The organism is Cupriavidus oxalaticus (assembly GCF_038900635.1).
Classification (GTDB): domain Bacteria; phylum Pseudomonadota; class Gammaproteobacteria; order Burkholderiales; family Burkholderiaceae; genus Cupriavidus; species Cupriavidus oxalaticus_B.
Genome location: NZ_JAYMRX010000007.1, coordinates 175431 through 201668, shown reverse-complemented (window position 1 = coordinate 201668; position 26238 = coordinate 175431). Strand labels below are relative to the sequence as shown.

General features: G+C 67.2%; 20 protein-coding genes. 9 read left to right on the top strand and 11 right to left on the bottom strand.

Annotated elements, in window-relative coordinates:
* Positions 1 to 13: 13 nt before the first annotated feature.
* The 10 genes from VSR71_RS14410 to tssH all read right to left on the bottom strand — a co-directional run bounded on the left by VSR71_RS14410 (position 14) and on the right by tssH (position 15285).
* Positions 14 to 1396, bottom strand: coding sequence for an ethanolamine ammonia-lyase subunit EutB (locus VSR71_RS14410; protein ID WP_342914529.1), 1383 nt, complete (start codon positions 1394 to 1396; stop codon positions 14 to 16).
* Between the two features lie 126 nt (positions 1397 to 1522).
* Positions 1523 to 2653: a DotU family type IV/VI secretion system protein gene (locus VSR71_RS14405; protein ID WP_342914528.1), complete on the bottom strand. Its 1131-nt coding sequence runs from the start codon at positions 2651 to 2653 to the stop codon at positions 1523 to 1525.
* The gene (gene tssM, locus VSR71_RS14400) at positions 2650 to 6528 is read right to left on the bottom strand and encodes a type VI secretion system membrane subunit TssM (protein WP_342914527.1); all 3879 of its coding nucleotides are present in this window, start codon (positions 6526 to 6528) and stop codon (positions 2650 to 2652) included. Before tssM ends, VSR71_RS14405 begins: the two co-directional genes overlap by 4 nt.
* Positions 6529 to 6541: 13 nt before the next feature.
* Entirely contained in the window at positions 6542 to 7852 is a 1311-nt protein-coding gene (gene tssL, locus VSR71_RS14395) for a type VI secretion system protein TssL, long form (protein WP_342914526.1), read from the bottom strand.
* Positions 7852 to 9195, bottom strand: coding sequence for a type VI secretion system baseplate subunit TssK (tssK, locus tag VSR71_RS14390; protein ID WP_342914525.1), 1344 nt, complete (start codon positions 9193 to 9195; stop codon positions 7852 to 7854). The genes tssL and tssK overlap by 1 nt, the downstream gene beginning before the upstream one ends.
* 3 nt (positions 9196 to 9198) lie before the next feature.
* Positions 9199 to 9702: a type VI secretion system lipoprotein TssJ gene (gene tssJ / locus VSR71_RS14385; protein WP_342914524.1), complete on the bottom strand. Its 504-nt coding sequence runs from the start codon at positions 9700 to 9702 to the stop codon at positions 9199 to 9201.
* Between the two features lie 105 nt (positions 9703 to 9807).
* On the bottom strand, positions 9808 to 10293 hold the full coding sequence (locus VSR71_RS14380) for an Hcp family type VI secretion system effector (protein WP_342914523.1): 486 nt from the start codon (positions 10291 to 10293) through the stop codon (positions 9808 to 9810).
* Positions 10294 to 10415: 122 nt separating this feature from the next.
* Positions 10416 to 11933 (bottom strand): type VI secretion system contractile sheath large subunit, encoded by a 1518-nt coding sequence (gene tssC, locus VSR71_RS14375; RefSeq protein WP_342914522.1) that lies wholly within the window; start codon positions 11931 to 11933, stop codon positions 10416 to 10418.
* Positions 11934 to 11982: 49 nt separating this feature from the next.
* The gene (gene tssB / locus VSR71_RS14370; RefSeq protein WP_342914521.1) at positions 11983 to 12516 is read right to left on the bottom strand and encodes a type VI secretion system contractile sheath small subunit; all 534 of its coding nucleotides are present in this window, start codon (positions 12514 to 12516) and stop codon (positions 11983 to 11985) included.
* Positions 12517 to 12534: 18 nt separating this feature from the next.
* Positions 12535 to 15285, bottom strand: a complete 2751-nt coding sequence (tssH, locus tag VSR71_RS14365) for a type VI secretion system ATPase TssH (RefSeq protein ID WP_342914520.1) — start codon at positions 15283 to 15285, stop codon at positions 12535 to 12537.
* 439 nt (positions 15286 to 15724) lie between these two features.
* On the opposite strand from tssH, the gene VSR71_RS14360 reads away from it, so the two are divergent.
* From VSR71_RS14360 to VSR71_RS14335, 6 genes are all read left to right on the top strand, one after another.
* The gene (locus VSR71_RS14360) at positions 15725 to 16282 is read left to right on the top strand and encodes a TagK domain-containing protein (protein WP_342914519.1); all 558 of its coding nucleotides are present in this window, start codon (positions 15725 to 15727) and stop codon (positions 16280 to 16282) included.
* On the top strand, positions 16266 to 16832 hold the full coding sequence (gene tssE, locus VSR71_RS14355) for a type VI secretion system baseplate subunit TssE (RefSeq protein WP_342914518.1): 567 nt from the start codon (positions 16266 to 16268) through the stop codon (positions 16830 to 16832). Before VSR71_RS14360 ends, tssE begins: the two co-directional genes overlap by 17 nt.
* A gap of 15 nt (positions 16833 to 16847) precedes the next feature.
* The gene (gene tssF, locus VSR71_RS14350; RefSeq protein WP_342914517.1) at positions 16848 to 18728 is read left to right on the top strand and encodes a type VI secretion system baseplate subunit TssF; all 1881 of its coding nucleotides are present in this window, start codon (positions 16848 to 16850) and stop codon (positions 18726 to 18728) included.
* A 2-nt stretch (positions 18729 to 18730) separates the two neighbouring features.
* On the top strand, positions 18731 to 19780 hold the full coding sequence (gene tssG, locus VSR71_RS14345) for a type VI secretion system baseplate subunit TssG (RefSeq protein ID WP_342914516.1): 1050 nt from the start codon (positions 18731 to 18733) through the stop codon (positions 19778 to 19780).
* Between the two features lie 7 nt (positions 19781 to 19787).
* A complete protein-coding gene (locus tag VSR71_RS14340; protein WP_342914515.1) occupies positions 19788 to 20855 on the top strand; it encodes an ImpA family type VI secretion system protein in 1068 nt (355 codons plus the stop codon).
* A 322-nt stretch (positions 20856 to 21177) separates the two neighbouring features.
* A complete protein-coding gene (locus VSR71_RS14335) occupies positions 21178 to 22215 on the top strand; it encodes a hypothetical protein (RefSeq protein WP_342914514.1) in 1038 nt (345 codons plus the stop codon).
* Between the two features lie 50 nt (positions 22216 to 22265).
* On the opposite strand, the gene VSR71_RS14330 is transcribed toward VSR71_RS14335, so the two are convergent.
* Positions 22266 to 22937, bottom strand: a complete 672-nt coding sequence (locus VSR71_RS14330; protein ID WP_342914513.1) for a FadR/GntR family transcriptional regulator — start codon at positions 22935 to 22937, stop codon at positions 22266 to 22268.
* Between the two features lie 185 nt (positions 22938 to 23122).
* On the opposite strand from VSR71_RS14330, the gene VSR71_RS14325 reads away from it, so the two are divergent.
* From VSR71_RS14325 to VSR71_RS14315, 3 genes are read left to right on the top strand one after another with little or no spacing between them, the layout of a single operon-like run.
* The gene (locus VSR71_RS14325) at positions 23123 to 23905 is read left to right on the top strand and encodes a (Fe-S)-binding protein (protein WP_342914512.1); all 783 of its coding nucleotides are present in this window, start codon (positions 23123 to 23125) and stop codon (positions 23903 to 23905) included.
* Positions 23902 to 24609, top strand: coding sequence for a LutC/YkgG family protein (locus tag VSR71_RS14320; RefSeq protein WP_342914511.1), 708 nt, complete (start codon positions 23902 to 23904; stop codon positions 24607 to 24609). Before VSR71_RS14325 ends, VSR71_RS14320 begins: the two co-directional genes overlap by 4 nt.
* Positions 24606 to 26051 carry a LutB/LldF family L-lactate oxidation iron-sulfur protein gene (locus VSR71_RS14315; protein WP_342914510.1) on the top strand — a complete coding sequence of 482 codons (1446 nt, stop codon included), beginning with the start codon at positions 24606 to 24608 and terminating at the stop codon, positions 26049 to 26051. Before VSR71_RS14320 ends, VSR71_RS14315 begins: the two co-directional genes overlap by 4 nt.
* The last annotated feature ends 187 nt before the right edge of the window (positions 26052 to 26238 follow it).

Here is a 26238-nt window from a genome sequence, read left to right as displayed (position 1 = left end):
CAGGGGCCGGGCCTTACAGGCTGTGCGCCATCTGCAGCAGCGGCTGGCGTTCGGATGGCTCCAGCAGCCGGCCGGCGGCATCGGCGATGCCCATGCGCTGCAGCCATTGCTCGAACTCCGGCGCGGGGCGCAGGCCCAGCACTTCGCGCAGGTACAGCGCATCGTGGAATGAAGTGCTCTGGTAGTTCAGCATGATGTCATCGGCGCCGGGCACGCCCATGATGAAATTGATGCCGGCCACGCCGAACAGGGTCAGCAGCGTATCCATGTCGTCCTGGTCGGCCTCGGCATGGTTGGTGTAGCAGACGTCGCAGCCCATCGGCACGCCCATCAGCTTGCCGCAGAAGTGGTCCTCCAGCCCGGCGCGAATGATCTGCTTGCCGTCGTACAGGTATTCCGGCCCGATAAAGCCCACCACCGTATTCACCAGCAGCGGGGAGAACGCGCGCGCCACGGCGTAGGCGCGCGCCTCCATGGTCTGCTGGTCGACGCCATGGTGGGCGTTGGCCGACAGCGCGCTGCCCTGCCCGGTTTCGAAATACATGACGTTGTCGCCGACGGTGCCGCGAGCCAGCCCCTGCGCGGCGTCGTGGGCTTCGGCCAGCAGCGCCAGGCTGATGCCGAAGGCCGTATTGGCGCGTTCGCTGCCCGCCACCGACTGGAACACCAGGTCGACCGGCGCGCCCTGCGCGATCGCGCGCAACGTGTTGGTGACGTGGGTCAGCACGCACGACTGCGTGGGAATATCGAAGCGGCTGCGCAGCGCATCGAGCATATGCAACAGCGAGACAATGGCGCCCAGGTTGTCCGAGGCGGGATTGATGCCGATGGTGGCGTCGCCGCACCCGTACAGCAGGCCGTCGATGATGGAAGCGGCGATGCCCTTGGGATCGTCGGTAGGATGGTTCGGCTGCAGCCGCACCGCCAGCCGCCCCGGCAGGCCGACGGTATTGCGAAAGCGCGTCACTACCTGGCATTTGCGCGCCACCGCCACCAGGTCCTGGTTGCGCATCAGCTTGCTGACCGCGGCCGCGATCTCGGGGGTGATGCCCGGCGCGACGCGCGCCAGCGTGGCGCTGTCGGTTTCGTGCCGCAGCAGCCAGTTGCGCAGGTCGCCGACGGTCGTGACACCGATCGCGGCAAAAGCGGAAGCATCGTGCCGGTCGACGATCAAGCGCGTGACTTCGTCCTCTTCATATGGCACCAGCGCCTCATTGAGGAACTGCGCCAGGGGCACGTCGGCCAGCGCCAGGCGGGCGGCCATGCGCTCCTGCTCGCTGGCGGCGGCGATGCCGGCGAGCGCATCGCCGGAGCGCGCCGGGCTGGCCTTGGCCAGCAGCGTGCGCAGATTGTCGAAGACATGGCGCTGAATGCCGATGGTGTGGGTATATGCCATGGGGAATGCCGTTCCGATGTCGGAGCCGATGCCCCTAATATAGTCACCGTCGCAGCACCTGGCTGGCGCGGCGATACGAAAAACGCAGCAATTCCCATGCCGGCTGGCGCGCAGCCGGCGTCGCGCCTAGCGAATGCCGGCGAAGACCTCGACCCGGCGGTTCAGCAACCGGCCCTTGGCAGTGCGGTTGTCTGCCACGGGCTGCGCGGCGCCCCGTCCGATGGCTTCTACCCGCACCGGTGCCAGGCCGCGCGCCTGCAGGTAGCCGGCCACCTCTTGCGCGCGCGCTTCCGACAAAGCCTGGTTGGACCGATACGCGCCTTGCGCCATCGGCGAATCGTCGGCGTGCCCGACCACCGTGATCCATTCGGCCCGGCCGTCGAGCAGGTCCGCCAGCTTGTCGAGCTGTTCGGCCAGCGCTGGCGGCAGTTGCGCCTGCCCGGGCAGAAATGACAGACCGTCCTGAAAGACGAGGTGCAGGCGATCGCTACGCACATCGGCACGGACGGCTGCGCTGGCGAGTTGCCGGGCGAAGGCCTGCTCGATGTCCCGCTCCAGCGTGTCTGCCGGCGGGAACGCGGCTCGTGCCAGCCGCTCCAGCCGCGGTGCCAGCGCATCGGTCGCGGCGTCCTGGCGCGTCGCCTGGACCACCATGAAGACGGCAGCGACAAGAAAGACCGCTGCGGCGACGGCAAGCAGCGGCCGGGCGCCGGGCGCCGGCGCTTCGGGCGGCGCTTGCCATGGCGGGGCCGGTCTCAGCGCCATGATCTCGCGAGTCGCCGGCCGGATCCGCGGCACCAGCTCTGCCGGTGGCCGTCCGCGTTCATCCGTGAGCCCGCGCCCGACCAGGTATGCAATGACTTCAAGCGCGTCGGCATGAACGCCGGCTCGCTGCTGCAGCCCGGCGACCAGTGCGCGGCAGCGGCTGCCGCGATCCGTTTCGCCGTAGTGCGCCGCAAGCAGGCCGCGCCGCAGCCAGGCCCCACGGCACGCACCGGAGCGTCCCTGCACGCAGCGGCCCGCCTGGTCCAGCGCCGCGCACAGGCAATAGTGGACCGCCTCCACATCCTCCGCCGGCAACGCCGCCGCGCGGCAGGCCTGGCGGAAGTTCGCCAGGCGCGTGTGCGCGGCTTCCTGCAGCGTCTCCAGGCGCGCCGCGGAATCGAGTTCCGGCGTCAGCTCGTCGAGCACCCAGATCACCGGCTGCGCCAGCCGCAGCAGGTGGTTGCCGCTACCCGGCGCGGCGGGCGTCATCATCCCGAACGCCCCGGGCATTCGAAGCCCTGCAGCAAGCCCGTCGTCCACGGATTGGCCAGGCTGCCGGTGCTGATGTCCAGCCGCGCCTTGCGGCCATCGAAGTCGTACTCCGCCACGAAATGGCTGGCGCTGGCCGACCCGGCCAGTTTTCCCCTTGCCACTACCCGCATCAGTGCCCACGGGCCGCTGGCGGCCAGCGTCGAAGTCTCCGGGCGGATGCGCGGGCTGGCGCTGATCTGTGCGCCCTGGCCGCCACGCGGCCCCGGCCAGGTGATCTTCAGCGGCACCACCGGACCATGCACGTAGCGCTGCCCTTGTCCGTCGAAGTCCAGGTTCAGCTCGACGATTTCGGGATCGAGCCCGACGACCTTCAGGTCGACCTTCCACGCCAGGCGCTTCGCGCCCGGCTCGCGGAAGAACACCTCGCGGATGTCCCGTGCGCGCTGGAACGGCACCAGGCTCGGCCCGGCCACCGGCGGCACGTCCGGCGCGGTCAGCTTGTAGCGCCAGGGAGAGATGGTGGTATCGACGTGCGGCGCCAGCACTTTCTGGAAAAAGTCGTCGAGCATGCCACCGGCGGCAAAGATCCGCGCGAAGTCTTCCGGATCGACGTCCTGCGCCGTCGCGGGGGCGAAAGGGTACTTGCCGTCGATGGCGCTGCGGCAGCTTTCGCCGATCATTGCATCCATCTGCGCCACCAGGATCTCGCCAATGCCCTTGTTGACATCGCGCGTGCCCTGCACCACCAGGTCGGCCAGCACTGCGGCGAACGGCGCGGGCAGCCTGGCCGCTTCCATGCGCAACTGCGCGCCGGTGTCGGCCGGCGGCGGCAGGTTGCGGGTATTCAGAGCGTTGTTGGCTACCACCAAAGTGGTGTAGTAGGCGTTGACCATGCCGGCAATTGCGTCCAGCCGCGGCTTGGCCCCTGCTGCCTGCGCGTCCGGCGCCGCGGCATCGGCCTGGCCGGTCACGACCTCGCGCAGCGCGGCAAAGCGGTTGTCGACCAGTTCGCGCTCCTGGCGCGCTTCGGCGCGCGCACTCAGCGCCTGTACCCGTCCGCCAGTCTTGTCGAGCACGGACAGCGCCTTCTGCGCCAGCGACGGGTCTTGCGGCGCGAGCGGCCGGGAGGGTGTGGAGAGCGTGGTCTCCTCCACCGCGGCGCGGCCGAGCCGGGCCAGCGGCGAGTCCGGCGCGGCGAAATTGCGCAGGATCTCCAGGTCAAAAGCAAGGTTGCCGCCGGTCACCGTGCGAATGTCGCCAAGGAACGCGATCCAGCGACGCGCATACTCCTCCAGGTACAGGCGGCGGATCTCGCGCGTCAGCGGACCGTTGTCGCCCGGCTTGCCGGCTGCGGCCTCAAGCGTTTTTTTTTGTGCCCCATCCTGGCCCGTGCGCCCCATCACCCAGGCATCGACCGCCTGCGCCTTGCCGACAAACTCCGGCAAGCGCGCATTGAAGAGATCGTGATAGCCGGCATAGGTAAAGAGCCCGGGAATGCCCCGCTCCAGCGGTTCGCCGCTGGCCCGCGTAAAAACCGTTCCGGCCTGCGGCCCGACCGCCCGCACCAGCGTGAAGTCGTGGGGCGCGGCTTCCAGCATGGCCGCCTTGGCGCGGTCGTAGAGCCGCTCGATCGAGGTGTTGCCGTCGAGGAACTCCCGCGCCGAGCGGATCAGTGCTTCGTTCCGGGCATAGGGCGACTGCACCGGCCGGCTGCCGTCCAGCAGGCCATCCAGGTGTTCCAGCACGGCGACCCTGCCGCCAAAGGCGACCGCGCCGTTGCCAGTGGCCCAGTCGCTCTGCACCCATGCCCGCACCTCCGGGGCGCTGAACCTGTCCTTCTCGTGCAGCATCAGGTAGACGCGCAGCGTGTCGTAGGTCTGCCTGGCATCGCGCGCGGCCACCGCGCTTTCGAGCACCGATTCGACCCGGCGCACCAGGTACGGCACCAGCAGGTTGTCCTGCAGCCTGACGTGGGTCCGGGCCGAAGCATCGAGGACCGGTGGCACGCTGTAGAGACCGTAGCGCCATGCCAGCGGCGGATCGGCCAGCACCAGCCCTGCATAGGCAGGCAGGTCGCGCGCGGCCGACAGCACCTCGGGCATCGTGCCCGGCTGCGGCGCCTTGTAAAAGGCGGCGACCGTGGCGGCCAGCGCCCCGGCCTTCTGCCGCACCGACTGCAGGTAGGCGCGGTTCTGCCCATCGCTGGTATAGAGCGCAGCGCCCAGCCACAGGAAAATCACCACGGCCAGCGTGTGGCCGAGCAGCCGCAGCAGGCGGAAGCGAAATTCCCAGCGCAGGTTCGGCTTCACCAGGTGGGCTTCGGGCACGATCACGCGCTTGAAGACGTCCTGCAGGAAATAGCTGCGATGGCCCGTCGCCTGTGCCGCCGCGGAAGCGGCAATGGCTTCGTCCGTGGCAGGGAAGGCATGCTCGGGCGTTTCCATGGTGTCGGCCTGGTTGCGCTGCAGGCGCCTGAGCACGGTTTCGTGGTCCGCCACCACCGTTGACGAGGTCTGGACCGCACTCGTGAAATACACGCCGCGCAGCATGTGGGTGCTTTCGGTATCGTCATAGCGGGAATCGAGAAACACCTGCGCCAGCATGTCGACGATCGGCTCGGCCAGGCCGGCAAACTCCTGTGGCAGCGCGAACAGGTCCTTGCGGCGTTGCGGGTCGTACTCCTCATAGAGCCGCGCATCGAGTCCTGCCTGCAGCCGGTCGACCAGCAGCGCCATCTCCGTGCGGCAGCGCTGCGCGAAGGCATCGGGCCCATCGGAGCGGCTGGCCTTGCGGTCGTCATGCGGGAGGGTAAAGCCCCACGGCTGTGCGCGCCCCTCGCTGCTCAGGTACTGGAAGTAAGCGCCGAAGCCCGCCAACTGGTCGAGCTTGGTGACGATCACATAGACCGGGAACCGGATGCCGAGGTCCGTGCGCAGGTCGGCCAGCCGGGCGCGCAGGCTGGCCGCCTGGCGCATGCGCGCTTCGGGCGACTGCGTCAGCAGGTCTCGGGCGCTGATGGCAAGCACCGCGCCATTGATCGGCGCCCGGCTGCGATACCTGCGCAGCATCGCGAGGAAGCCGGTCCACTCGGCCTGGTCGACCTTCGGATCCTGGCCATGGCTGGCATAGCGACCGGCCGTGTCGATCAGCACCGCCTCGTTCGAGAGCCACCAGCTGGCAGTCAGGGTGCCGCGATCCTTGCCGGCAATCGCGGCGGCGCTCATCTGCTCGGGCACCGGGAACTGCAGGCCGGCGTTGAGCAAGGCGGTGGTCTTGCCCGCGCCCGCGACGCCGACAATCATGTACCACGGCAGTTCGTACAGATAGCGCCTGCCTTCCAGGACGCTACCGATCCCGCCACCGCCGCGCATCCCCTTGAGCTGCCTCAGCGCCTTCTGCAACGTCTCGTTCAGGATGGCGAGCCCATCGCTGGCAACGGCCTCCGGACGCTTTCCGCCAAGGTTCAGCAGCTTCTGCAGCAACGAATCGTTCCCCTGCGAGCGGCGCAGGAAGCGAAACACTTCATAGGCCGCAAGGAGAAAGACAAGCACCGCGATGACGACGACCCGTACGACGTCGGAAGCGAGCGGATGGGCGGCACCGACGGCAAGCAACGGCCCGGCATGCCAGATCGCCAGGCAGAGCACGGCAACCCCGATCACCGCCACCGACCAGCGCAGCACCAGCAGCAATGCCAGCGCCAGCAGCAGCACGATGGCAGCCACCCGCATGCCGATCCCCGCCAACGGCCGCAAGCCATTGAACGCCAGCAGCGGACCGATGAACCAGATCGCGGTCGCGGCAAGCGCCAGCGCCACGTACACCAGCATCTGACGCGAGAACAGCACGGCCAGGCAACGTTTCAGCAATTCCATACCGGACTCTCTCTCAATGCGTCACCACGATTTCCACGCGGCGGTTCTGCGCGCGCGCGGCGGGCGACGCATTGCCCGCAACCGGCTCGCTGTCGCCCTTGCCCACCGCCACCAGCCTGCCCTTGGCAACGCCCTTGCCGGCGAGGTATTCCGCGACGACGGCCGCGCGCTCTTCGGACAACACCTGGTTGGAAGGAAAGCGTGCGGTCTTGATCGGAACGTTGTCGGTATGGCCGACGACGGTGACCTGTCCGGCGACCTTGCCGATCTCCCCGGCTACCATGTCGAGCACCGGCAGGACCTTTTTGCTGACATCAACCTGGCCGGCGGCGAACATGTCGTCGCCGCGGAACGTGACCGCGCTGCGCCTGTCGTCTTCGCTGACGCTCACGACGCCGCGGGCGATCTCCGCCCGCAGCAGCGTCGCCAGCCGCAGTGCCTGCGGCGGATCCGGCGGCGCGGCGTGGCCGATGGCGACGATCTGCTGCGCCAGCGCATCAGTGCCGTCGAGCAGCCGATACTTGTACCAGCCGAACAATGCCGCAATGCCGAGCGACAACACGCAGGCCGTGATCCACACCGGCACCGAACGCAGCAGCCGCAGCCTGCCGGGCGCCGCGCCACGCCAGTGCGGCGACAGCTCGCGCGGCACACTTTCGCGCGCGCCGGCGATCAGGTTCAACAGCTGCTGGCGGATCTCGTCGAGCTCGCGCGGTCCTTCGGACCGCTTGCCGTAGCGCCCGCGAAAGCCCAGCGACAACACCTGGTAGACCAGCTCGATGACATGCATGTGCTCCTGCGGCGATGCCACCAGCCGGCCCAGCAGCTGGAACACTTTCTCGCCTCCGTCTCCCTCCTGGTGGCACTGGATCAGCAGGCTTTGCGTGGCCCAGTCACCGGCCTCGCCCCAGCGGGTCGCGTTGGCGGCTTCATCCAGCGCGGTGCAGAGCGTGTAGCGCGCGGCAAGCACATGCTCGCGGCGCAGGTTGGCGCGCTCGCAGACCGTCTGGAACTGCCGGATCTCCTGCATCAGCATCTGCTTCAGCGCTTGCACCGCGCCAGCACCGGGCAAGTGCGCCGGCATGTCGGCCAGCGTGCGCAGCAGCGGTTGCGCCGCGGCAAGCAGCGGATTGGCGCTGGCCGCGATGCGCGCGGCGCGCTGCTCCGGCGTTTCAGGCGTGCTCCAGCACCATGCCGTACGCCCAGGCGCGGTAGTGTCCGCGGATGCCGATGCGGCGCCGTTGACAGCGTCCCCGATGGCGGACGACGGCATGGTCTCGTCGTCCGGCATGCCGCGACCGGTGGTTTCGACTGCGTCTTCCATCAGCTGCGCACTCCCCACAATTCAAGACGGATTTCCGGAAAATGGCCGGCCACGTGCAACGCCAGGCCGCCGTAGCGCTGGACCTGCTCCCACAGCGGATGGTCCTGGGACAGCTCGAAGTAGACCTGGCCCGCGTTGAACGGAATCTGACGCGGCGGCACCGGCAGCGGCCGCAGCGGGATGCCGGGAAGATGCGAGCGGATCAGCTCGGCAAGGCGCTCCGAAGGGCCCGCCTTGGCCTGGGCCGGGAATTGCTGCTGCAGCACGTCGGGCGGCATCTGCGCGCCAACGGCCAGCACGAAGGTGTGGAAGCGCCCGAACTCGTTCGGCTCCAGCACCGCGAGCCGGATGCCGTGGAACTGGTCGCGCAGCTCGATGCGCTGTGCGCTGCGCTCCAGCACCACGTTGAGCAGGAAGCGCAGGTCATCGACCACCGGCTTCAGGCAGGTGTGGGGCTCGTCGTGGCGATAGGCGCCAAACGACTGCGGCCGCCGGGTTGCGGTGCGGACAAAGGTAGAGAGCTCGCCGGCCAGTGCCGTCAGCAAGACATAGAGTTCCTCGGGCGACGCGGCCTTGGCCTCGAGCATATGCGTCAGCACCGGTTCGTGCCGGTTCAGCAGCTGGAGGATGAGGTACTCCGACACCTCGGCGGCATCTCCGCCGCGGGTGCTGGCCGCGGCAAGCCGTTCGGCCATCGCACCGGCACGCAGGCGCACCAGGCCGTGCAGTTCGCCCAGCCACGTCGTCAGCAAGGCGCTGGCGGTGTACACGTTGACCGGCGGGATCAGCGCCGGATCGAGCGTGGCGCTGCCGTCGGCGCGGATCTCCGCCACCCTGGCAAGCGGCAGTCCGATCCAGGACTCGGTCAGCTCCTTCTCTGGCAGCAGGCGCAGGCGCAAGTCGGCCAGTTGCACCAGCTTCGGACCCTGCCCGATCGAGTTGGCATCCAGCAGTTCTTCTTCGAAGCTGTGATACCGCGCCAGCGAATCCGCGGCGTTGTCGAACGTGGTTTCTTCCGTATTGGGAGTGCGAATCGGTGCCGACAGGTAGATGCGCTGGTTCAGGTGCTCATGGCGCAATGCCAGCGGCGCGGGCAGCCGCGCATGTGCCGGCGCGTCGAACGGCGTGCCGTCCTGCAGGATGCCCGCGGCGCCGGCAACCACCAGCTTGCCGAGCGCCAGCGCCTCAGTGTCGATGGCCAGGTGTGCAAAGCCCCAGAAGAACGCGCTCAGCGCCGCTGCGCGCTTATGCGCGAAATGCTCCAGATAGCGCTCCTGCTGCTGAAACAGCTGCGGGCGCAGGAACAGCCCCTCGCTCCAGACAACCTTGTTGTACCAGCTCATAAATCAGTCGGGCTTCAGAACGGTGATGGTTTGCTGGTCGAGCAAGACCTGCAGCCTGACCTTGCGCGCAGGCACGACGGCGCGGTACCAGGCCGCTTCCGGTGCAGGCGGCAATGGGTAGACCGTGCGCCAGGTCGCCTTGCCCAGGTCGCGATATCCGACCAGGAAGCCCAGCGCTGTCGTCTGGCGGTTGAGCTTGCGCTCGATCGACCGGGACTCGCCGGGACGCAGCACGAACGCATCGCGCACCAGCAGGTCCTGCGTCAGGACGGTGTTGTCGCTCTGATCGAGCGAGAAGTAGTCGGCGCTCGTGAACGCCGCTTCCGTCTTGAGCTCGTAGATGCGAACGAGAACGGGCGAAGCGCGGCCCAGCTCGTCCGGGTTGACGCTCGGCCTGGCATCGACAGCCAGCACGAGCTTGATCTGTTCCCGGGAGGCGTCCGGCTGCGCCGCCGAGCAGGCGCACAGCAATGCCGCGGCCAATGCCGCCATGATGCGTAGGCTCACTGCAATCTCCTGCGACCGCGCGAAAAATAGGGGCGCGTGCCAGGCTGGATCCCTGCCGATCGCCGCTGTCACAGCTAACGGCAGGGACACCACGCCCGGCGTGGGTCAAGCTTCCTTGTTGCCCTTGATGTCGTAGCCCGCCGTCACGGCGCCGCCGCTGCCGCCCTGGGCGTTCTGCACCACGTACTCCTGCTTGACCCGGGAGAACGACAGCGCCACCTGCTCGCGCATGCGGACTTCATCGTCCACCGAGCCCCTCGGGCTGACCTTGGTGACAATCACGTCGGTCATGGTGAGCTTCAGGTACTCGAGCGGGTTGCCGCCGGCCTTGCGCACCACCAGCACCGCTTCGTTGATGTGCTTGCCGGTCAGGCAGTACTTCATCAGATTGGGCGAAGCGCGATCGATGTAGTGCTCGAAGGACAGGTCCGACACCGTCGCCTTGCCGGCGCCGCCGCCACTGCCGGCGTGCATGGTCGACTGTTGCTCGATGCTCCAGTCCCACGCGAGCACCTCGATCTCGTTCTTGTGCGACGAATCCTGCGATTCGCCATCGATGCCGTTGATCTTCAGGAAGATGTCCTGTGCCATTGCGTCACTCCTTTACATAAATCAGAAACTGCGGACAAGGGCCACGGCAGGCATCGCATCCTTGCCACGGATGCATGGCCTTGCCGTGGGCATTTCCGGCCCGAATCAAGCCCCGACGTTGGCTATGCGGCGTCCTTGACCGATGGCAGCCGGGCCACCAGCCGTAGCGAGACCGTCAGGCCTTCCAGCTGGAAGTGCGGGCGAAGGAAGAACTTGGCGCTGTAGTAGCCGGGATTGCCGTCGATTTCTTCCACCAGCACTTCTGCGGCCGCCAGCGGGCGCCTGGCCTTGGTCTCCTGCGAGGAGTTGGCCGGGTCGGCATCGACGTAGTTCATGATCCATTCGTTGAGCCAGCGCTGCATGTCCTCGCGCTCCTTGAACGCGCCGATCTTGTCGCGCACGATGCACTTCAGGTAATGGGCGAAGCGCGAGCAGGCAAACAGATACGGCAGCCGGGCGGAGAGGTTGGCATTGGCGGTCGCGTCGGCGTCGTAGTACTCCGCAGGCTTCTGCAGCGACTGGGCGCCGATAAAGGCCGCGTAGTCGGTGTTCTTGCGATGCACCAGCGAGATGAATCCATTCTTCGACAGCTCGGCTTCGCGGCGGTCCGAGATCGCAATCTCGGTCGGGCATTTGGTGTCGATGCCGCCGTCGTCGGTCGGGAAGGCATGGCACGGCAGGTTCTCCACCACGCCACCGCTCTCGACGCCCCGGATCAGCGTGCACCAGCCGTAGAGCTTGAAGGAGCGGTTGACATTGACCGCCATCGCGTAGGCCGCGTTGCTCCACACATACTTGCGATGATCGGCGCCGTCGGTGTCTTCCTCGAAATCGAAGGCATCGACGGGATTGGTATGGATGCCATACGGCAGGCGCGCCAGGAAGCGCGGCATGGCCAGGCCCACATAGCGCGCGTCTTCCGAGCTGCGCAGGCCATTCCATGGCGCGTATTCCAGGTTCTGGAAGATCTTGGACAGGTCGCGTGGATTGGCCAGCTCCTGCCACGAATCCATCTGCAACACCGAGGGCGAGGCGCCGGCGATAAACGGAGCATGGGCAGCGGCCGAGATCTTTGCCATCGAAGCGAGCAGCTCCACGTCCGGCGGCGTGTGGTCGAAGTAGTAGTCGGCCACCAGGCAGCCATAGGGCTCGCCACCGAGCTGCCCATACTCTTCCTCGTAGATGCGCTTGAAGAAGGGACTCTGGTCCCAGCCGATGCCCTTGTAGCGGCGCAGCGTGCGGCGCAGCTCTTCCTTGGACACGTCCATCACGCGAATCCGCAGCTTGTCGTCGGTTTCGGTGTTGGCGACCAGGTGATGCAGGCCGCGCCACGCGGACTCCAGCTTCTGGAAATCCGCGTGGTGCAGGATCAGGTTGATCTGTTCGGACAGCTTCTTGTCGATGGCGGCGATGATGGCCTCGATGCTCTTGTAGGCATCGTCGCTCAGGGTGCAGGCGCTGGCGAGCGCCTGTTCGGCCAGCGTCCTGACGGCGAGGTCGACGGCCTCGCGCGCCTGCTCGGTCTTGGGGGAAAACTCGCGGCTGATCAGCGCGGCGAAGTCAGCGTGGTCGGCGGCGTGGTCAGCGGCATGCTCAGCGGCCGCTGCCGCTTGGGTCTGTGTTGGTTGGGCGGAAGCCATGGATTCCTTGCTCGATGAAGTGGTTCAGGTAGGCAAGCAGCCGGGCGATTCAGCTGGGATCGGCTTCGCCCTTGTCTTCGCTGGTCTGAGTGCGGGGTGCGCTGGCAAGCGATTGCAGCAGCGCGGGATCCTGGAGCAGCCGGTTGATCAGCGCCTCGGCGCCCGACTTGCCGTCCATGTAGGTCTGCAGGTTGGCAAGCTGCGTGCGGGCTTCGAGCAGCTGCCTGAGCGCATCGACCTTGCCGGCCACGGCGGCCGGCGAGAAGTCTTCGATGCTCTCGAAGGTCATGTCGACCAGCAGCTGGCCTTGGCCCGACAGCGTGTTGTGCACGGCGAATGCCACGCGCGGATGCATCGCCTTCATGCGTTCGTCGAAGTTGTCGACATCGACTTCCAGGAACTTGCGGTCGGCCACCGGTGGCAGCGGCTCGGCGGGCTTGCCCGACAGGTCCGCCAGGACGCCCATCACGAACGGCAGCTCGATGCGCTTCTCCGAGCCATAGACTTCAACGTCGTACTCGATCTGGACGCGCGGCGTACGATTGCGCGCAATGAATTTCTGCGAACTGTTCACAACGGACATGGCTCTCCCCAAGGGGTTTCAAGGATGTGCCGGAGGCATCGGGGCCGGTCCGGCTTCGGCATTGCCCGGCTCGGCATGACCCTGGCCGGAGCGGTATTCGATGTCATAGGCCAGCTCGCCCGGCTTTGTGCCGGACAGGCCGATGGCGACGGCCGCCACATCCTGCTTGCCGGACAGTGCCGTCAGCCAGAGCCGCGCGAGCTGCGGCTGGATGACCTGCTCGATAAAGCCGATCAGCTGGCGCGCGCCGGTCTCGCCCACCGGGCAGCGCGACACGATGAGATCGACCACGGCATCCGCGTACCTCAACGCAATGCCGTGCTGGGTCTGCAGGCGTGCAGCGACCCGCTCCAGATGCAGGCGCGCGATGCGGCCAAGGTTGTCCGGCGCCAGCGGCAGGTAGGGAACGACCACGAGACGCCCGAGAAATGCCGCGGGGAACCGCTTGCGCAACTCGGGCATGAGGGCCTCGGACAACGCGGCAAGGTCAGGTGGCGCGCCCTCGCGCTCACACAGGTCCAGCAGCAGGTCGGATCCCACATTGCTGGTGAGCAGCAGGATGGTGTTGCGGAAATCGATGTGGCGGCCTTCGCCGTCCTCCATGTAGCCTTTGTCGAAGACCTGGTAGAACACTTCGTGCACATCGGGATGCGCCTTTTCGACTTCATCGAGCAGCACCACGCTGTGCGGCCGGCGGCGCACCGCTTCCGTGAGCACGCCGCCGTCGCCATAGCCGACATACCCGGGCGGCGCGCCCTTGAGCGTCGAGACCGTATGCGCCTCCTGGAATTCCGAGAGATTGATCGAGATGAGGTTCTGCTCGCCGCCGTACAGCGCATCGGCCAGCGCCAGCGCCGTTTCGGTCTTGCCGATGCCGGACGGCCCCACCAGCAGGAACACCCCGACCGGCTTGCCGGGATCGGCCAGCTGCGCCCTGGCGGTCTGGATACGCTCTGCCAGCAGGGCAAGCGCATGGTCTTGCCCGATCACCCTGGCGGCGAGCGTCTGCGGCAGCCGCATCACCGCGGCCACCTCGTCAGCCACCATCCGGCCGACAGGGATGCCGGTCCAGTCCGCGACGATTTCGGCCACGACCGCCTCGTTCACATCGGTGTGGACCAGCGGCGTGCCGGCTCGGGCCGCGCTCAGTCCGGCTTCGATTTCCTCGAGCTGGCGGCGGACCTCGTCCGTGGTCAGCGGCCCTTGCTCGGGCGCCTGGCTCAGCATCCGCCGGCAGGCAAGCAGGTCGTTGGCCAGGCCGAGTTCGCGCTTCCACCGATCGTCGGCCAGCGCCAGCGCGGCTTCGAAGCGCTCGCGCCGCGTATCGAGGTCGGCCATCCGCAGCGGCAGCAGCTTGCCCGTGGCGGCGCCGAGCGCCGTCTCTTTGGCCAGCAGTGCATGCTCGGTATCGCATGCCTGCAATTGCTGCCGCAGGAATTCGACCTCCTTCGGCGGCGCGTACTGCGACAGCGCAACGCGCGCACAGGCAGTGTCGAGCAGGCTGATCGCCTTGTCGGGCAACTGCCGGGAAGGGATGTAGCGATGCGACAGCCTGACCGCGGCGCGCACCGCGTCATCGCGCACGAGCACCTGGTGATGCGCCTCGAAAGCGGGAACCAGCCCGCGCAGCATGGCCATTGCCATGACCTCTTCCGGCTCGGAGATTTGCAGCACCTGGAACCGTCGCGTGAGCGCGGGATCCTTTTCGATATGGCGCTTGTACTCCGTCCAGGTGGTAGCGCCGATCGTGCGCAATACGCCGCGCGCCAGCGCCGGCTTGAGCAGGTTGGCAGCGTCGCCGGTGCCCGCCTGCCCGCCGGCACCGACCAGCGTGTGGACTTCGTCGATAAACAGGATCACCGGCCCGGGGGACTTGTCGGCCTCTTCCAGCACAGCCTTCAGGCGCGCCTCGAATTCCCCCTTCATGCTGGCGCCGGCGAGCAATGCGCCGACATCGAGGCTCAGCAGGCGGACATCTGCCAGGCTCGGCGGCACCTGCCCCGCCGCGATGGCCCGGGCGAATCCTTCGATCACGGCCGTCTTGCCTACGCCCGCATCGCCGGTCAGCAGCGGGTTGTTTTGACGGCGGCGCATCAGGATGTCCGTCATGGTGCGGATCTCCTGCTCGCGGCCGATCACGGGGTCGAGCTCGCCGGCGCGTGCCGCCTCGGTCAGGTCAAGGCAGTACTGGCGCAGCGCCGACCGGCTGCCAGGGGGCACGCTGGTCATCGCGCCGCTCGCCTCGCCAGGCGCCGCCGGCGCCAGGCCGCTACCGTCATACGCGGCCTGCGCCGCTTCCGGCGACCGGGCTACCTGTGCCGGCAGGTCGGCGACGAGATCATCGGCCTGCACCTTCCCGAACTGCCCGGACACGCCAAGGACGGTGCGGCGCAACTCGGGCGTCTTCAGCAGCGCGGTCAGCAGGTAGGCCCCGCGCACGCGGTCGTCACCGAAAGCCAGCGTGGCGTAGACCCAGGCACGCTCAACCGCGGTCTCGATCTGGAACGAGAAATCGTTGACCGAGGTAGCACCTGCCGGCAGTGTCGCCAGTGCCCGGATCAGATCCGCCTCCAGGGCCGCCCGGTCCGCACCCGCATGCGTCAGCATGCGCTGCATGTCGCCGTCGGGCGCCTGCAGCAACTGGTGCAACCAATGAATCAGCTCCACGTAAGGGTTGCCGCGGAGCTTGCAGAAAGCGGTTGCGCTTTCCAGCGCCTTGAACAGGGTGGGATTGAGTCTGCCAAACAGGGCCTGGCGTGAAATATCCATTCGAATGCCTTGCGTCTTCCGATCCTCGCTGCATCAACGCGAGCAGTCCGGTCGATTGTTTTTGCGTTTTTTCAGACTATTGACAAATCTTCAGGCCCGCAATTGCACCCATAATCTGAATATTCATAGCGCGGCGACATAAAAATCGAATCACAACATTTATGGGATAGTTCGATCCGTCTCGTGCGCAATTACCATCACAGGAATCAAGCCGCAATGACTCGCACCCATCCTTATCCAGACTGCCAACGAAAATGCGTGAAAGGGCAACTGCCTACACACACTCACACGTCAAACAATAGGATTCTTCATATTTTCAATAAAATTAAATTAAATCTAATATTAAAAATGCATGAATCATAAATCGGGATTTACGCATTTATTTCCGCATTCCTTGTGATTATCATCAGCGCCAATTCCTGAATTGGGCGGAGGCGACATGAGCGAATGGCCAGGCGATCCGGCAAGAGCGTTTTCCGACGCCGGGCCCGGCGCGAATGGGTTGCTCGACCTGGTCGGTCAGGGTCGAATCCCGGCGCCGGCCACCGGCCACGCCGGCATCGCGGAGGACTCGGATATGCTGGCGCGGCTCATGCTGGAAGCCGAAACAGTCTTGCGCGATCGCGACCATGTCGGCGTTTGCGATGCCCGCCACGATCCAGGCGCCAGAGCGCCCGTCCCGCCTGCCTGGTCCGACCCCAATCCGCTGCAGACGCTCGTTCGCGAAGCCGCCAGTGCGGACAGGTTGATCGACATGCTGGACGTGGCCGGTCGTATCGATACCTGCATCGGCGCAGGAGACGCCGCGGATGACTGCCAGCTCTTTGCGCTCCCGCGAGCGCCGGACGTGCTGTGGCTCTTTGCCGGCGACATCGATTGCGCGCAAGGCCGAGCCGCCACTGCCAAGCTGACCCGGCGCGAACACCATCTGGTCTCCATGGACAGTGCCTATTGCCCTGAACGCGAGCGGGCCCCGGACAATGAGCAAGACGCCTGACCGGCCGGACCGCGGCACGCCGGGGCCCCTGCGCCGCGCCGGACCGCCGCGCCGCCCCAACGCGCAACTGCTGCCGACACTGTTCGACCGCTTGCGCGACGAGGCACCGCACCGCAAGACGGAAGCGCCGGAGGAATACACCGTCACGCGCGTACAGATGCGCAAGATCATCCAGCGCGATCTCACCTACCTGCTCAACACGACCAACCGCGAGGACGAGATCGACCGCGCACGCTATCCACATGCTGCCAGCTCGACGCTCAACTACGGCGTCCCCGCGCTTGCAGGGAGCTACCTGTCCGAACGCAAATGGGACGACATCATCCGCATCGTCCAGCGCGCCATCGAGGATTTCGAGCCGCGCCTGATCCCGGGCTCGCTCAGGATCGCGCCCCTGCTGAAGGAGGATGCGCCGCATCGCTACAACGTGCTGCTGTTCGAGATTTCCGGCCTGATCCACATGGATCCCTATCCGATGACCTTCACCGCGCAAAGCTCGCTCGACCTTGAGACCAGCCGCATGCAGGTCAAGTCGATCCACGCCAACTGATGCTTCCCGACCCCCATGGACCCTCAACTGCTTGAGTACTACAACCGCGAACTGGCCTACATGCGCGAGCTGGCGGGAGAGTTCGCGAACCAGCATCCCAAGGTGGCCAGACGCCTGGGCATGCATGGAATCGAGGTAGCCGATCCCTATGTGGAGCGCCTTATCGAAGCGTTCTGCTTCCTGTCCGCCCGCACGCAGCTGAAGCTCGACGCAGAGTTTCCGCGCTTTACGCAGCGCCTGCTGGAAGTCATCTATCCCAACTACATCGCGCCGACGCCGGCGATCGCGGTCGCGCAATTCCACCCCAGCCACAAGGAAGGCGACCTGGTCCGCGGCATCCCGGTACCGCGCGGCACCGCGCTGCTGGCCCGTGCGCCAGCGGGCGAATCGACCCAATGCGAATTTCGCACGACCCAGCCGCTGACACTTTGGCCGATCGAGATCGCCGACGCCCGGCTTACCGGCATCCCGCCCGACGTCCGACATCTCGAACGCTACGTGCCGGCCCACGTGACCGTTCAGGGCGCGCTGCGCCTGCGGCTGAGACTGACCCGCAATGTCACGTTCGCCAGGCTGGCCGGGCTTGACGCCCTGCCCCTTCATCTGTGCGGCAACGACCAGATCGCCTCGCACCTGTTCGAGCTGCTGCATGGCGCCGGCGTCACCGTGCTCATCGGCAAGCCAGGCGCGATGGGCGAGCGGCCCTACGCCATGCCGCAGCATGCGGTCGGCTACGTCGGCATGGCACCGGAGGAAAGCGCCCTGCCGCTGCCATGGAACAAGTTCCACGGGCACAACCTCGTGCACGAGTATTTCGCGTGTCCGCAGCGGTTCTATTTCGCCGGGCTCAACGGGCTGGCACCCGGACTGGCCGGCATCGACGGCGGCGAGGCCGAGATCGTGATCCTGCTGGCCAGGCCGCCCGGGGTGCTCGCGAGCCAGGTCGATGCAAGCCAGTTCGCGCTGTTCTGCACGCCGGTGGTCAACCTGTTCCCGATGCGCACCGACCGGATGGAGATCCATGCAGGCCACACCGAATTTCACCTCGTGCCGGACCGGCGCCGGCCGCTCGACTTCGAGGTCTTTTCGGTGCAGGGCCTGTCCGGGCAGGTCTCCGAGCGCAGCACGCCGGTGGCGTTCCGGCCGCTCTTCGCCACGCTGAACAGCGACGATGGCAACCACGGGCGCTACTTTTCCATGCGGCGGGAACGGCGGCTGATCTCCGATCATGCGCGCAAGTACGGTACACGCGCCGCCTACACCGGCACCGAGGTGTTCCTCGCGCTGGTCGACCAGCGCGAGGCCCCCTACCCGAACGACTTGCGCTACCTGTCGGTCCAGGCCATGGTCACCAACCGCGACCTGCCGAATCTTGTCCCACGCAATGGCTACGATGATTTGCGCACCCCGGACTCGATTCCGGTCGACGGTGTCGGGCTGATCCGGCCGCCCTCGGCCCCGCGCGCGCCATTCGCCGAGGGAGAAATGGCCTGGCGGCTGATCCGCCAACTGGGATTCAACTACCTGTCGCTCACCGATCTCGACCATCGCGAAGGCGGCCAGGGCCTGCGCGACCTGCTGCGGCTGTTCGTCGCCGCCGACGACGCGGCCCAGCAGCGGCAGGTCCAGAGCCTGATCGGCAGCAGGATCCGGCCCATCACGCGGCGGCTGCCCGGAAACGGGCCCATTCTCTACGGCCGCGGCGTCCAGTGCCAGCTGACGGTGGAGGAAAGCGGCTTCTCGGGCATCAGCCCCTACCTGTTCGGCGTGATCCTCGAGCATTTCCTCGCGCGGCACGTATCGGTCAACGCCTTCGCGGAAACGGAGTTGTATGCGATCGAACGCGGCCTGATACACCGCTGGCCGGTACGCACGGGAGGGCGCGGCGCGATATAGCCATGAGTGAGGTGGACAACAGCGAGATTGACAACAATATCGGCCAGCGCAGCGCCGCGCGCTCCGTCGCACACGATGCGCAACGCGCGCCATGGAAGATCAGCTTTTTCGGCCTCCTGCGCGCACTGTCGGCACAGCATCCGCACCTGCCGCCGGCCGGCCGCGCCGTCCGCCCGCAGGCGGAATGCTTCCGCATTGGCCAGATCGCCTCGCTGGCGTTTGCGCCGCGCGAGATCGCCCGGCTGGAGACGCGGGCGGGCCGCTTGCGGATCCAGCTGTTCGGCCTCGGCATGCTGGGCCCCAATGGCGCCTTGCCGATCCATCACACGGAAATTGTCAGGGAGCGTACCGAGGCACACCGCGACGGGACCACCGCGGCCTTCCTCGACCTGTTCCACCATCGTGCGCTGACGCAGTTCTATCAGGCCTGGGCCGGTTCGCAGGCCACGGCAGGGCTCGACCGGCCGGACGAGGAAGTCTTTTCGCGCTACGTGGGCTGGCTGGCGGGCCTGGATCCCGGGGAGATCCGCCACGGCCCGTTACCGGCGCACGCACGCCTGTCCGCGAGCGCCCATCATGTGCGCGAGTCGCGCTGTCCTGACGGCATCGCCGGGACGGTGTCGCACTTCTTCGGCGTCCCGGTGCGGCTGGAGGAGTTCGTGCTGCACTGGATCGCGCTGGATCCGGCCGAGCACAGCCGTCTCGGCCGCCCCGGGTCGCCGGGCGTAATGGGCCAGGGCGCGCTGCTGGGCGACATGGTCCCCGACCGGCAGCACAAGTTCCGTCTCGTCATCGGGCCGCTGCGTTTGCAGCAATACCTGAACTTCACGCCCAACGGCCGCGATCTGCCGGTGCTGGTGGAATGGGTCCGGTCCTTCATCGGCTTCGAATACGAGTGGGAGCTGCAGCTGCAGGTGCAGCCGCATTGCGCCCCGCCTGCCGTGCTCGGCGCAGAAGAAGGCCTGGGCTGGTCGACCTGGCTGGGTGAGGCCGACCAGCAGCGCGCCATCACCGGCATGGTGTTCGATCCCGAGAAATACGTCTCACACTGAGGTTGCCATGAAGACGATATCCAGAACGGCCAGATCCGACGCGCCCCCGCCAATCCGCCTCGCCGAGCTGGCGCGGCCGATCGATGCCGCACGTCCCTGCGGCCCGGATCTCGAATATGACCCGGAATTCGTCGTCCTGATGGCAAAGGCAACGCCCGGCGCCGAAGCGCAATACGGCGATTTCGTTGCGCAGGCCGAGCCACCGAACTGGACCGAGCTGGAACGCGACTGCCGACGCCTGCTGATGCGCAGCAAGGACATCCGCTTGCTGATCCTGCTGCTTCGCTGCCGCACGCGGCTCGATCGGGCCGAAGGCCTGCTCGATGGCATGGCGCTGCTGCAATGCCTGCTCGCTGACTATCCGGAAGACATCCATCCACAACCCATGGTGGAATGCGAACACGATCCGGCACTGCGCGCTAACGCGCTCGCGGCACTGGTCGACCCCGACGGCCTCCTTGCCGATGTCCGCGAGATCGTGCTGGCAGGCAAAGCGGCAACGCGCCTGCAGGTCAGGGATATCGAACGGGCGTTGGCGGTGCCCCATCCCGCCGACGCCCTCGCACCAGAGTCCGTGCGCCAACAGCTGGACGCGTTGCGACGCCAGGACGTGCGCCAGCTTGCCGCCATGGATGAGGCCTGCAAGCTGGTCGGCATCCTGCAGCATTGGGGCGACGAAACGCTGCCGGGCCATGCGCCGGACCTCTCGCCGCTTGGCAAGCTGCTGCGCCTCGCCGGCAATCCCGAACTGGCAAGCTCAACGAGGGCGGTGGCGACGCCCGACCACCTCATCGAGGCTGGGCCTGAGCTTATGCCAGACGCCTCGCATTCCACGGCGCAATCGGCGCCAACCGCTCTGCCACGCATCCCTGACCCCGGCGATAGCCCCGCTGGCCGCGATGCCGCCTTGCGCCAGGTCCGGGCCGTGCGCCAGTGGTTCGAGCAGCATGAACCCAGCAGTCCGGTTGCCCTGCTGCTATGGCAGGCCGAGCGTCTTGTCGGCAAGCGCTTCGAGGACGTCTACCGGGCCATACCGGAGGATCTTGTCGAGCGCTGGATGCGTGAGTCCGCATAGCAAGGCTTCGCCGGCCCGCAGTTCCTTGCCACCAGGGGAGCCGTTCACGGCCGGCCAGGCGATCGCCACCGGCAAGTGCGTACACTATTGCGCTGATGAGCCGGAAAGGCCGCTGAGACGCGGTCCGGAGCCCCCAGAAGACCGCTTCGGCCCGCAGTCGCATGGGATACCTGACCGCTGACCGTCCCACGGCTTGCCTAACCCCGCCACCGCCCCGACAATCGAGCGCTAGCCTGCCTGACCCAAACTGCAGGCACGCTTGCCCTGACCCGCCCCGCACCCGCCGGAGGCGCGTCATGCCCCCCAACGCCGGAGACCACAAATGAAAGACCCCGACCAGACCAACGTCCCGCGCCTGCTGCCGGCCGCGTGGTACAGCGTCGGTGCCGTCGCCTATGTCCTGACTGCCCTGGCGCTCTGGACCGTGCTCCACGCAAACCTGGTGGCGGCCCTGCTGTCCGGGTTGCTGCTGTATTCGCTGGTGGATGTGCTGGCGCCGCGGCTGAAGCGGCTGAACCAGCGGCACGATGCGCTGGCAGTGGCGATCCTGTCGGCGCTGATCCTGCTGGGGCTGTCGCTGGCCGGCTGGCTGCTGGTGCGCTTTGTCAGCGGGGAAGGGAATACGCTGGATGGCTTGCTCAATCATGTCGCGGACATTATCGACAGTTCGCGCGGGCAATTGCCGCCTTGGCTCAGTGACGCGCTGCCGAACGGCGTGGACGAGCTGGCCAATGCGCTGATCGAAGCGCTGCGCGCGCATGCGGCCATGGCGCAGAAGCTCGGCGCCGAGGTGGTGCGCACGCTGGTGCATATCCTGATCGGCCTGGTGATCGGCGCGATGGTGGCGCTTTACCGCGCGGTGTCGCGGCCGAACCGCCGTCCCCTGGCGGCTGCGCTGGTGGCGCGGGCGCGTACGCTGCAGCAGGCGTTCTCGCAGTTCATCTTTGCGCAGATCCAGATCTCGACGATCAATACCTTGCTGACGGCGCTCTACCTGCTGCTGGTACTGCCTCTGTTCGGCGTGCACCTGCCCCTGTCGAAGACGCTGGTAGTCATCACCTTCGTGGCCGGCTTGCTGCCGGTGCTGGGCAACCTGATCTCCAATACCGCCATCGTGGTGGCATCCCTGTCGGTGTCGCTGCCGATCGCGGTGGGCTCGCTGGTGTTCCTGGTGGTGATCCACAAGCTGGAGTACTTCCTGAACGCCCGCATCATCGGCGCGCGCATCCAGGCGGCGGCGTGGGAGCTGCTGGTCGTGATGCTGCTGATGGAGACGCTGTTCGGCATTCCCGGGGTGATCGCCGGCCCGATCTTCTATGCATACCTGAAGCGGGAACTGGCCGGTGCCGGGCTGATATGACCATGGCGCCATAGCGCCAGCTGGTCGGACCAATTTCCAGTTGCGCGCATTCAGCTGTCGTCCTGCTCGACCCGGCTGCGCACGAAGTCGATATGCGTCTGCATGGCCGTGCGCGCTTCTTCCGGCCGGCGCGCGCAGATCGCCTCGCATAGCGTCCGGTGCTGCAGCAGCAACAGCTCCGAGGCGCTGTCGTCCTGTTCGCGCAGTCCGGTGCCGTTGATGGTGATGTGTTCGCGCAGCATGCCGATCACGCTGGTATGCAGGTGCAGGAACATGGTGTTGTGCGATGCCAGCGCGATGGCGTCATGCAGGCGCGCATCGGCATCGGCCTCGGCTTCCTTGTCGTCGGCGGCGCGGGCGCGTTCGAGTTCATCCATCAGGGTGCGGATGCGTCTGACATCGGCAGCGTCGGCCCGCAGCGCGGCGAAGTAGGCGGTGGCGCCTTCCAGTACGCGGCGGAATTCCAGGATGTCGTCGCGCAGCGCGGGATGGTCGGCCACCAGCTGGCCCCAGGGGGAAGCAATGCCGGCGCGCAGCTGGTCGGTGGCATAGACGCCCGCGCCACGCCGGCTTTGCAGCAGGCCGCGCGCGGCCAGGCGCTGGATGGCTTCGCGCACCGTGTTGCGCGCCACCGCGTACTGCCCGGCCAGCACGCGCTCGGCCGGTAGCCGCGTGCCCGGCGGCCAAGTCCCGTCCAGCAGCGCGGTTTCCATCTCACGCATCACCGCCTCCACGCGCCCGCGGGTGCGCCCGCTTCTTTGTGCCGCCACCGTCATGCCGTCCGCCCTCGCTCCGCACTCGCTCCGCCGACTGGTCCAACCAATTTGAACAGCCGCGCGGAAGCGGGAATTATGCGCCCAAATGTGCGACGCCAAGCAGCGCAACCCCAGCACATCCGGAGCGAGACATGAAGGACCGTCAGTACCCCACCGGCCCTGCGCCCACGCAGGCCTATCTCTTTGCCACCTGCCTGGTCGACCTGTTCGTGCCGCAGGCCGGGCTCGACGCCGTGCGGCTGCTCGAGCGCGAAGGCCTCACCGTACACTTCCCGCGTGCGCAGAGCTGTTGCGGCCAGCCGGCTTACAGCAGCGGCAATCCCGACGCCGCGCGTGCGGTAGCCCGCGCGCAGCTGGACCTGTTCAGCCAGCCCTGGCCGGTGATCGTGCCGTCCGGGTCATGCGCCGGCATGATGCGCCACCACTGGCCGCAATTGTTCGCTGACGATGCCGTGGCCGGCCCGAAGGCGCGCGCGCTGGCCGAGCGGATCTATGAGCTGGGCGAATTCCTGCTGCACGTGCTGCACGTCGACTTCCACGACGCCGTGCCGCCGGGCCAGGCGCCCGAGCGGATCGTGCTGCATACCTCCTGCGGCGCGCGCCGAGAAATGGGTACGCGCCAGCATGGCGTGGCGCTGGTCGACGCCTTGCCTGGCGTGACCCGCGTCGAGCATCAGCGCGAGTCGGAATGCTGCGGCTTCGGCGGCACGTTTTCGCTCAAGCATCCCGATATCTCCGGCGCGATGGTGCGCGACAAGGTTGCTTCCGCCTGCGCCACCGGCTGCGAGCGACTGGTGTCGGCCGACTGTGGCTGCCTGCTCAATATCGGCCACACCGCCGCGCATGACGGCGCGCCGCTGCAGGTCGAACACCTGGCCAGCTTCCTGTGGCGCCGTACCGGAGGTGCCGCATGAGCACGCCCGGCGCCCGTGAACGCATGCTGGGCCGGCTGCGCGCCGCCGCCCCAGCGCCCGCGTCCTCCACCGCGGAACTGGATCGCCGCATCGATGGCCATTTCGAGGCGCGCCGGCACGCCGCGCCGACCTCCGACGAGCTGGTCGACGCGATGCGCATGGCACTGGAAGCCTCGCACGCGGAAGTCTGGTGCACCGATGCGCAAGCGTGGCCGGCATTGCTGGCCACCGCGCTGGCCGAAGCCGGCGTCCGGCGCCTGCTGCTCGATCCCGCGAGCCACGCCGGCGCGGCGCTGGCCGCCGCGCTGCCGCCGCAGGTCGAGGCGATCGGCTATGACCGCCCCATCGAAGCCTGGAAAGCGGAGCTTTTCGACACCGTCGATGCCGGCTTCACCGTGGCGCGCTCGGGCATTGCCGCCACCGGCACGCTGGTCGTTGCACCGGACGCGGGCTCGCCGCGCACGGTATCGCTGGTGCCGCCGCTGCACGTGGCGCTGGTGCGCGCATCGGCGCTGCACCAGGACCTGCACATGGCCGCGCGCGCCGAACGCTGGCGCGACGGCATGCCCACCAACCTGGTGATGATCTCGGGCCCGTCCAAGACTTCCGATATCCAGCAGACGCTGGCCTACGGTGCGCATGGCCCGCGCCGGCTGTGGGTCGTCATCGTGCAAGACACCGACAACAAGGGGGCCGCGCAATGAGCCAGAGCACGCTGCATTTCGTCGCGCCGCAAGACTTCAAGGCGCGCGCGCGCGAGGCGCTGGACGATCCCAAGCTGCGCCAGAGCTTCCGGGGCGCGATGGACTTCCTGCAGGGCAAGCGGCTGGCGCAGTTTCCCGACGCCGATGAACTGGAGCGGCTGCGCGACCTGGGCGAAGCGGTACGTCAGCATGCGCTCGCCAACCTGCCGGATCTGCTGGTGCAGCTGGAGGAGAAGCTCGCCGCCGCCGGTGTGCAGGTCCACTGGGCCGAGACCGCCGACGACGCCAACCACATCATCCACGGCATCGCGGCAGCAAGGCAGGCCAGGCGCGTGATCAAGGGCAAGTCGATGGCCAGCGAGGAGATCGAGCTGAACCATTACCTGGCAGAGCGCGGTGTCGAATGCATCGAGTCGGACATGGGCGAGTACATCGTCCAGCTTGCGGGCGAGAAGCCATCGCATATCGTGATGCCGGCAATCCACAAGACCAAGGGCGATATCGCTACGCTGTTCGAGCAGCATATTCCTGACACGCCCTATACCGAGGACGTCGACGCGCTGATCCAGACCGGACGCCGCGCGCTGCGGCAGGCGTTCGTCGGCGCCGATATCGGCCTGTCCGGCGTCAACTTCGCCGCGGCGGACACCGGCACCCTGTGGCTGGTCGAAAACGAGGGCAACGGTCGCCTTTCCACCACGGTCCCCGATGTGCATATCGCCATCATGGGCATGGAGAAGGTGGTGGCGAAGCTCGAGCACATCGTGCCGCTGTCGAGCCTGCTGACGCGCTCTGCCACCGGGCAGGCGATCACCACGTATTTCAACCTCATATCCGGCCCGCGCCGCGACGGCGAGCGCGACGGGCCGCGCGAGGTGCACCTGGTACTGCTCGACAACGGCCGTACGCAGGCCTACGCCGACGCGCAGCTGCGCGCCACGCTGCAGTGCATCCGCTGCGGCGCATGCATGAACCACTGCCCGGTCTATACGCGCATCGGCGGCCATGCCTATGGCACGACCTACCCCGGTCCGATCGGCAAGATCATTTCGCCCCATTTGCTGGGACTCGAAGCCACTGCGGACCTGCCCACCGCATCGAGCTTGTGCGGCGCCTGTGGCGAGGTCTGCCCGGTGCGCATCCCGATCCCGCAATTGCTGGTGCGCCTGCGCACCGAATCGAACCGCGATCCCGACGAACGGGTGGCCAACCCCCTGCGTGGCCAGGGCGCGAAGTACAGCAAGGGCGAGCACCTGGTGTGGCGCTTCTGGAGCGGGGCGTACTCGCACCCGACCACTTACCGGCTGTTCCGCTGGGCGGCCACAAGGCTGCGTGCGCTGGCGCCGTCGAAGCAGATGGGATGGACGCAGCATCGCACGCCGCTGAAGCCGGCGGCGAAGAGCCTGGCGGATCTGCTCAAGGAGAAGGGGCAGCCGGAGTAGGCACTGGCCTGCAGGCCGAGGCTTTCCATGTCTGACTGTGTGCTCCCTCTCCCGCTTGCGGGAGAGGGTTGGGGAGAGGGCGTGCGCATCGACGGAGTGATGTGCTGTCGCAAAGCTACGGCCTGCCCTCACCCCCGGCCCCTCTCCCGCACGCGGGAGAGGGGAGCAAACAAGCGGGATCCGGAGG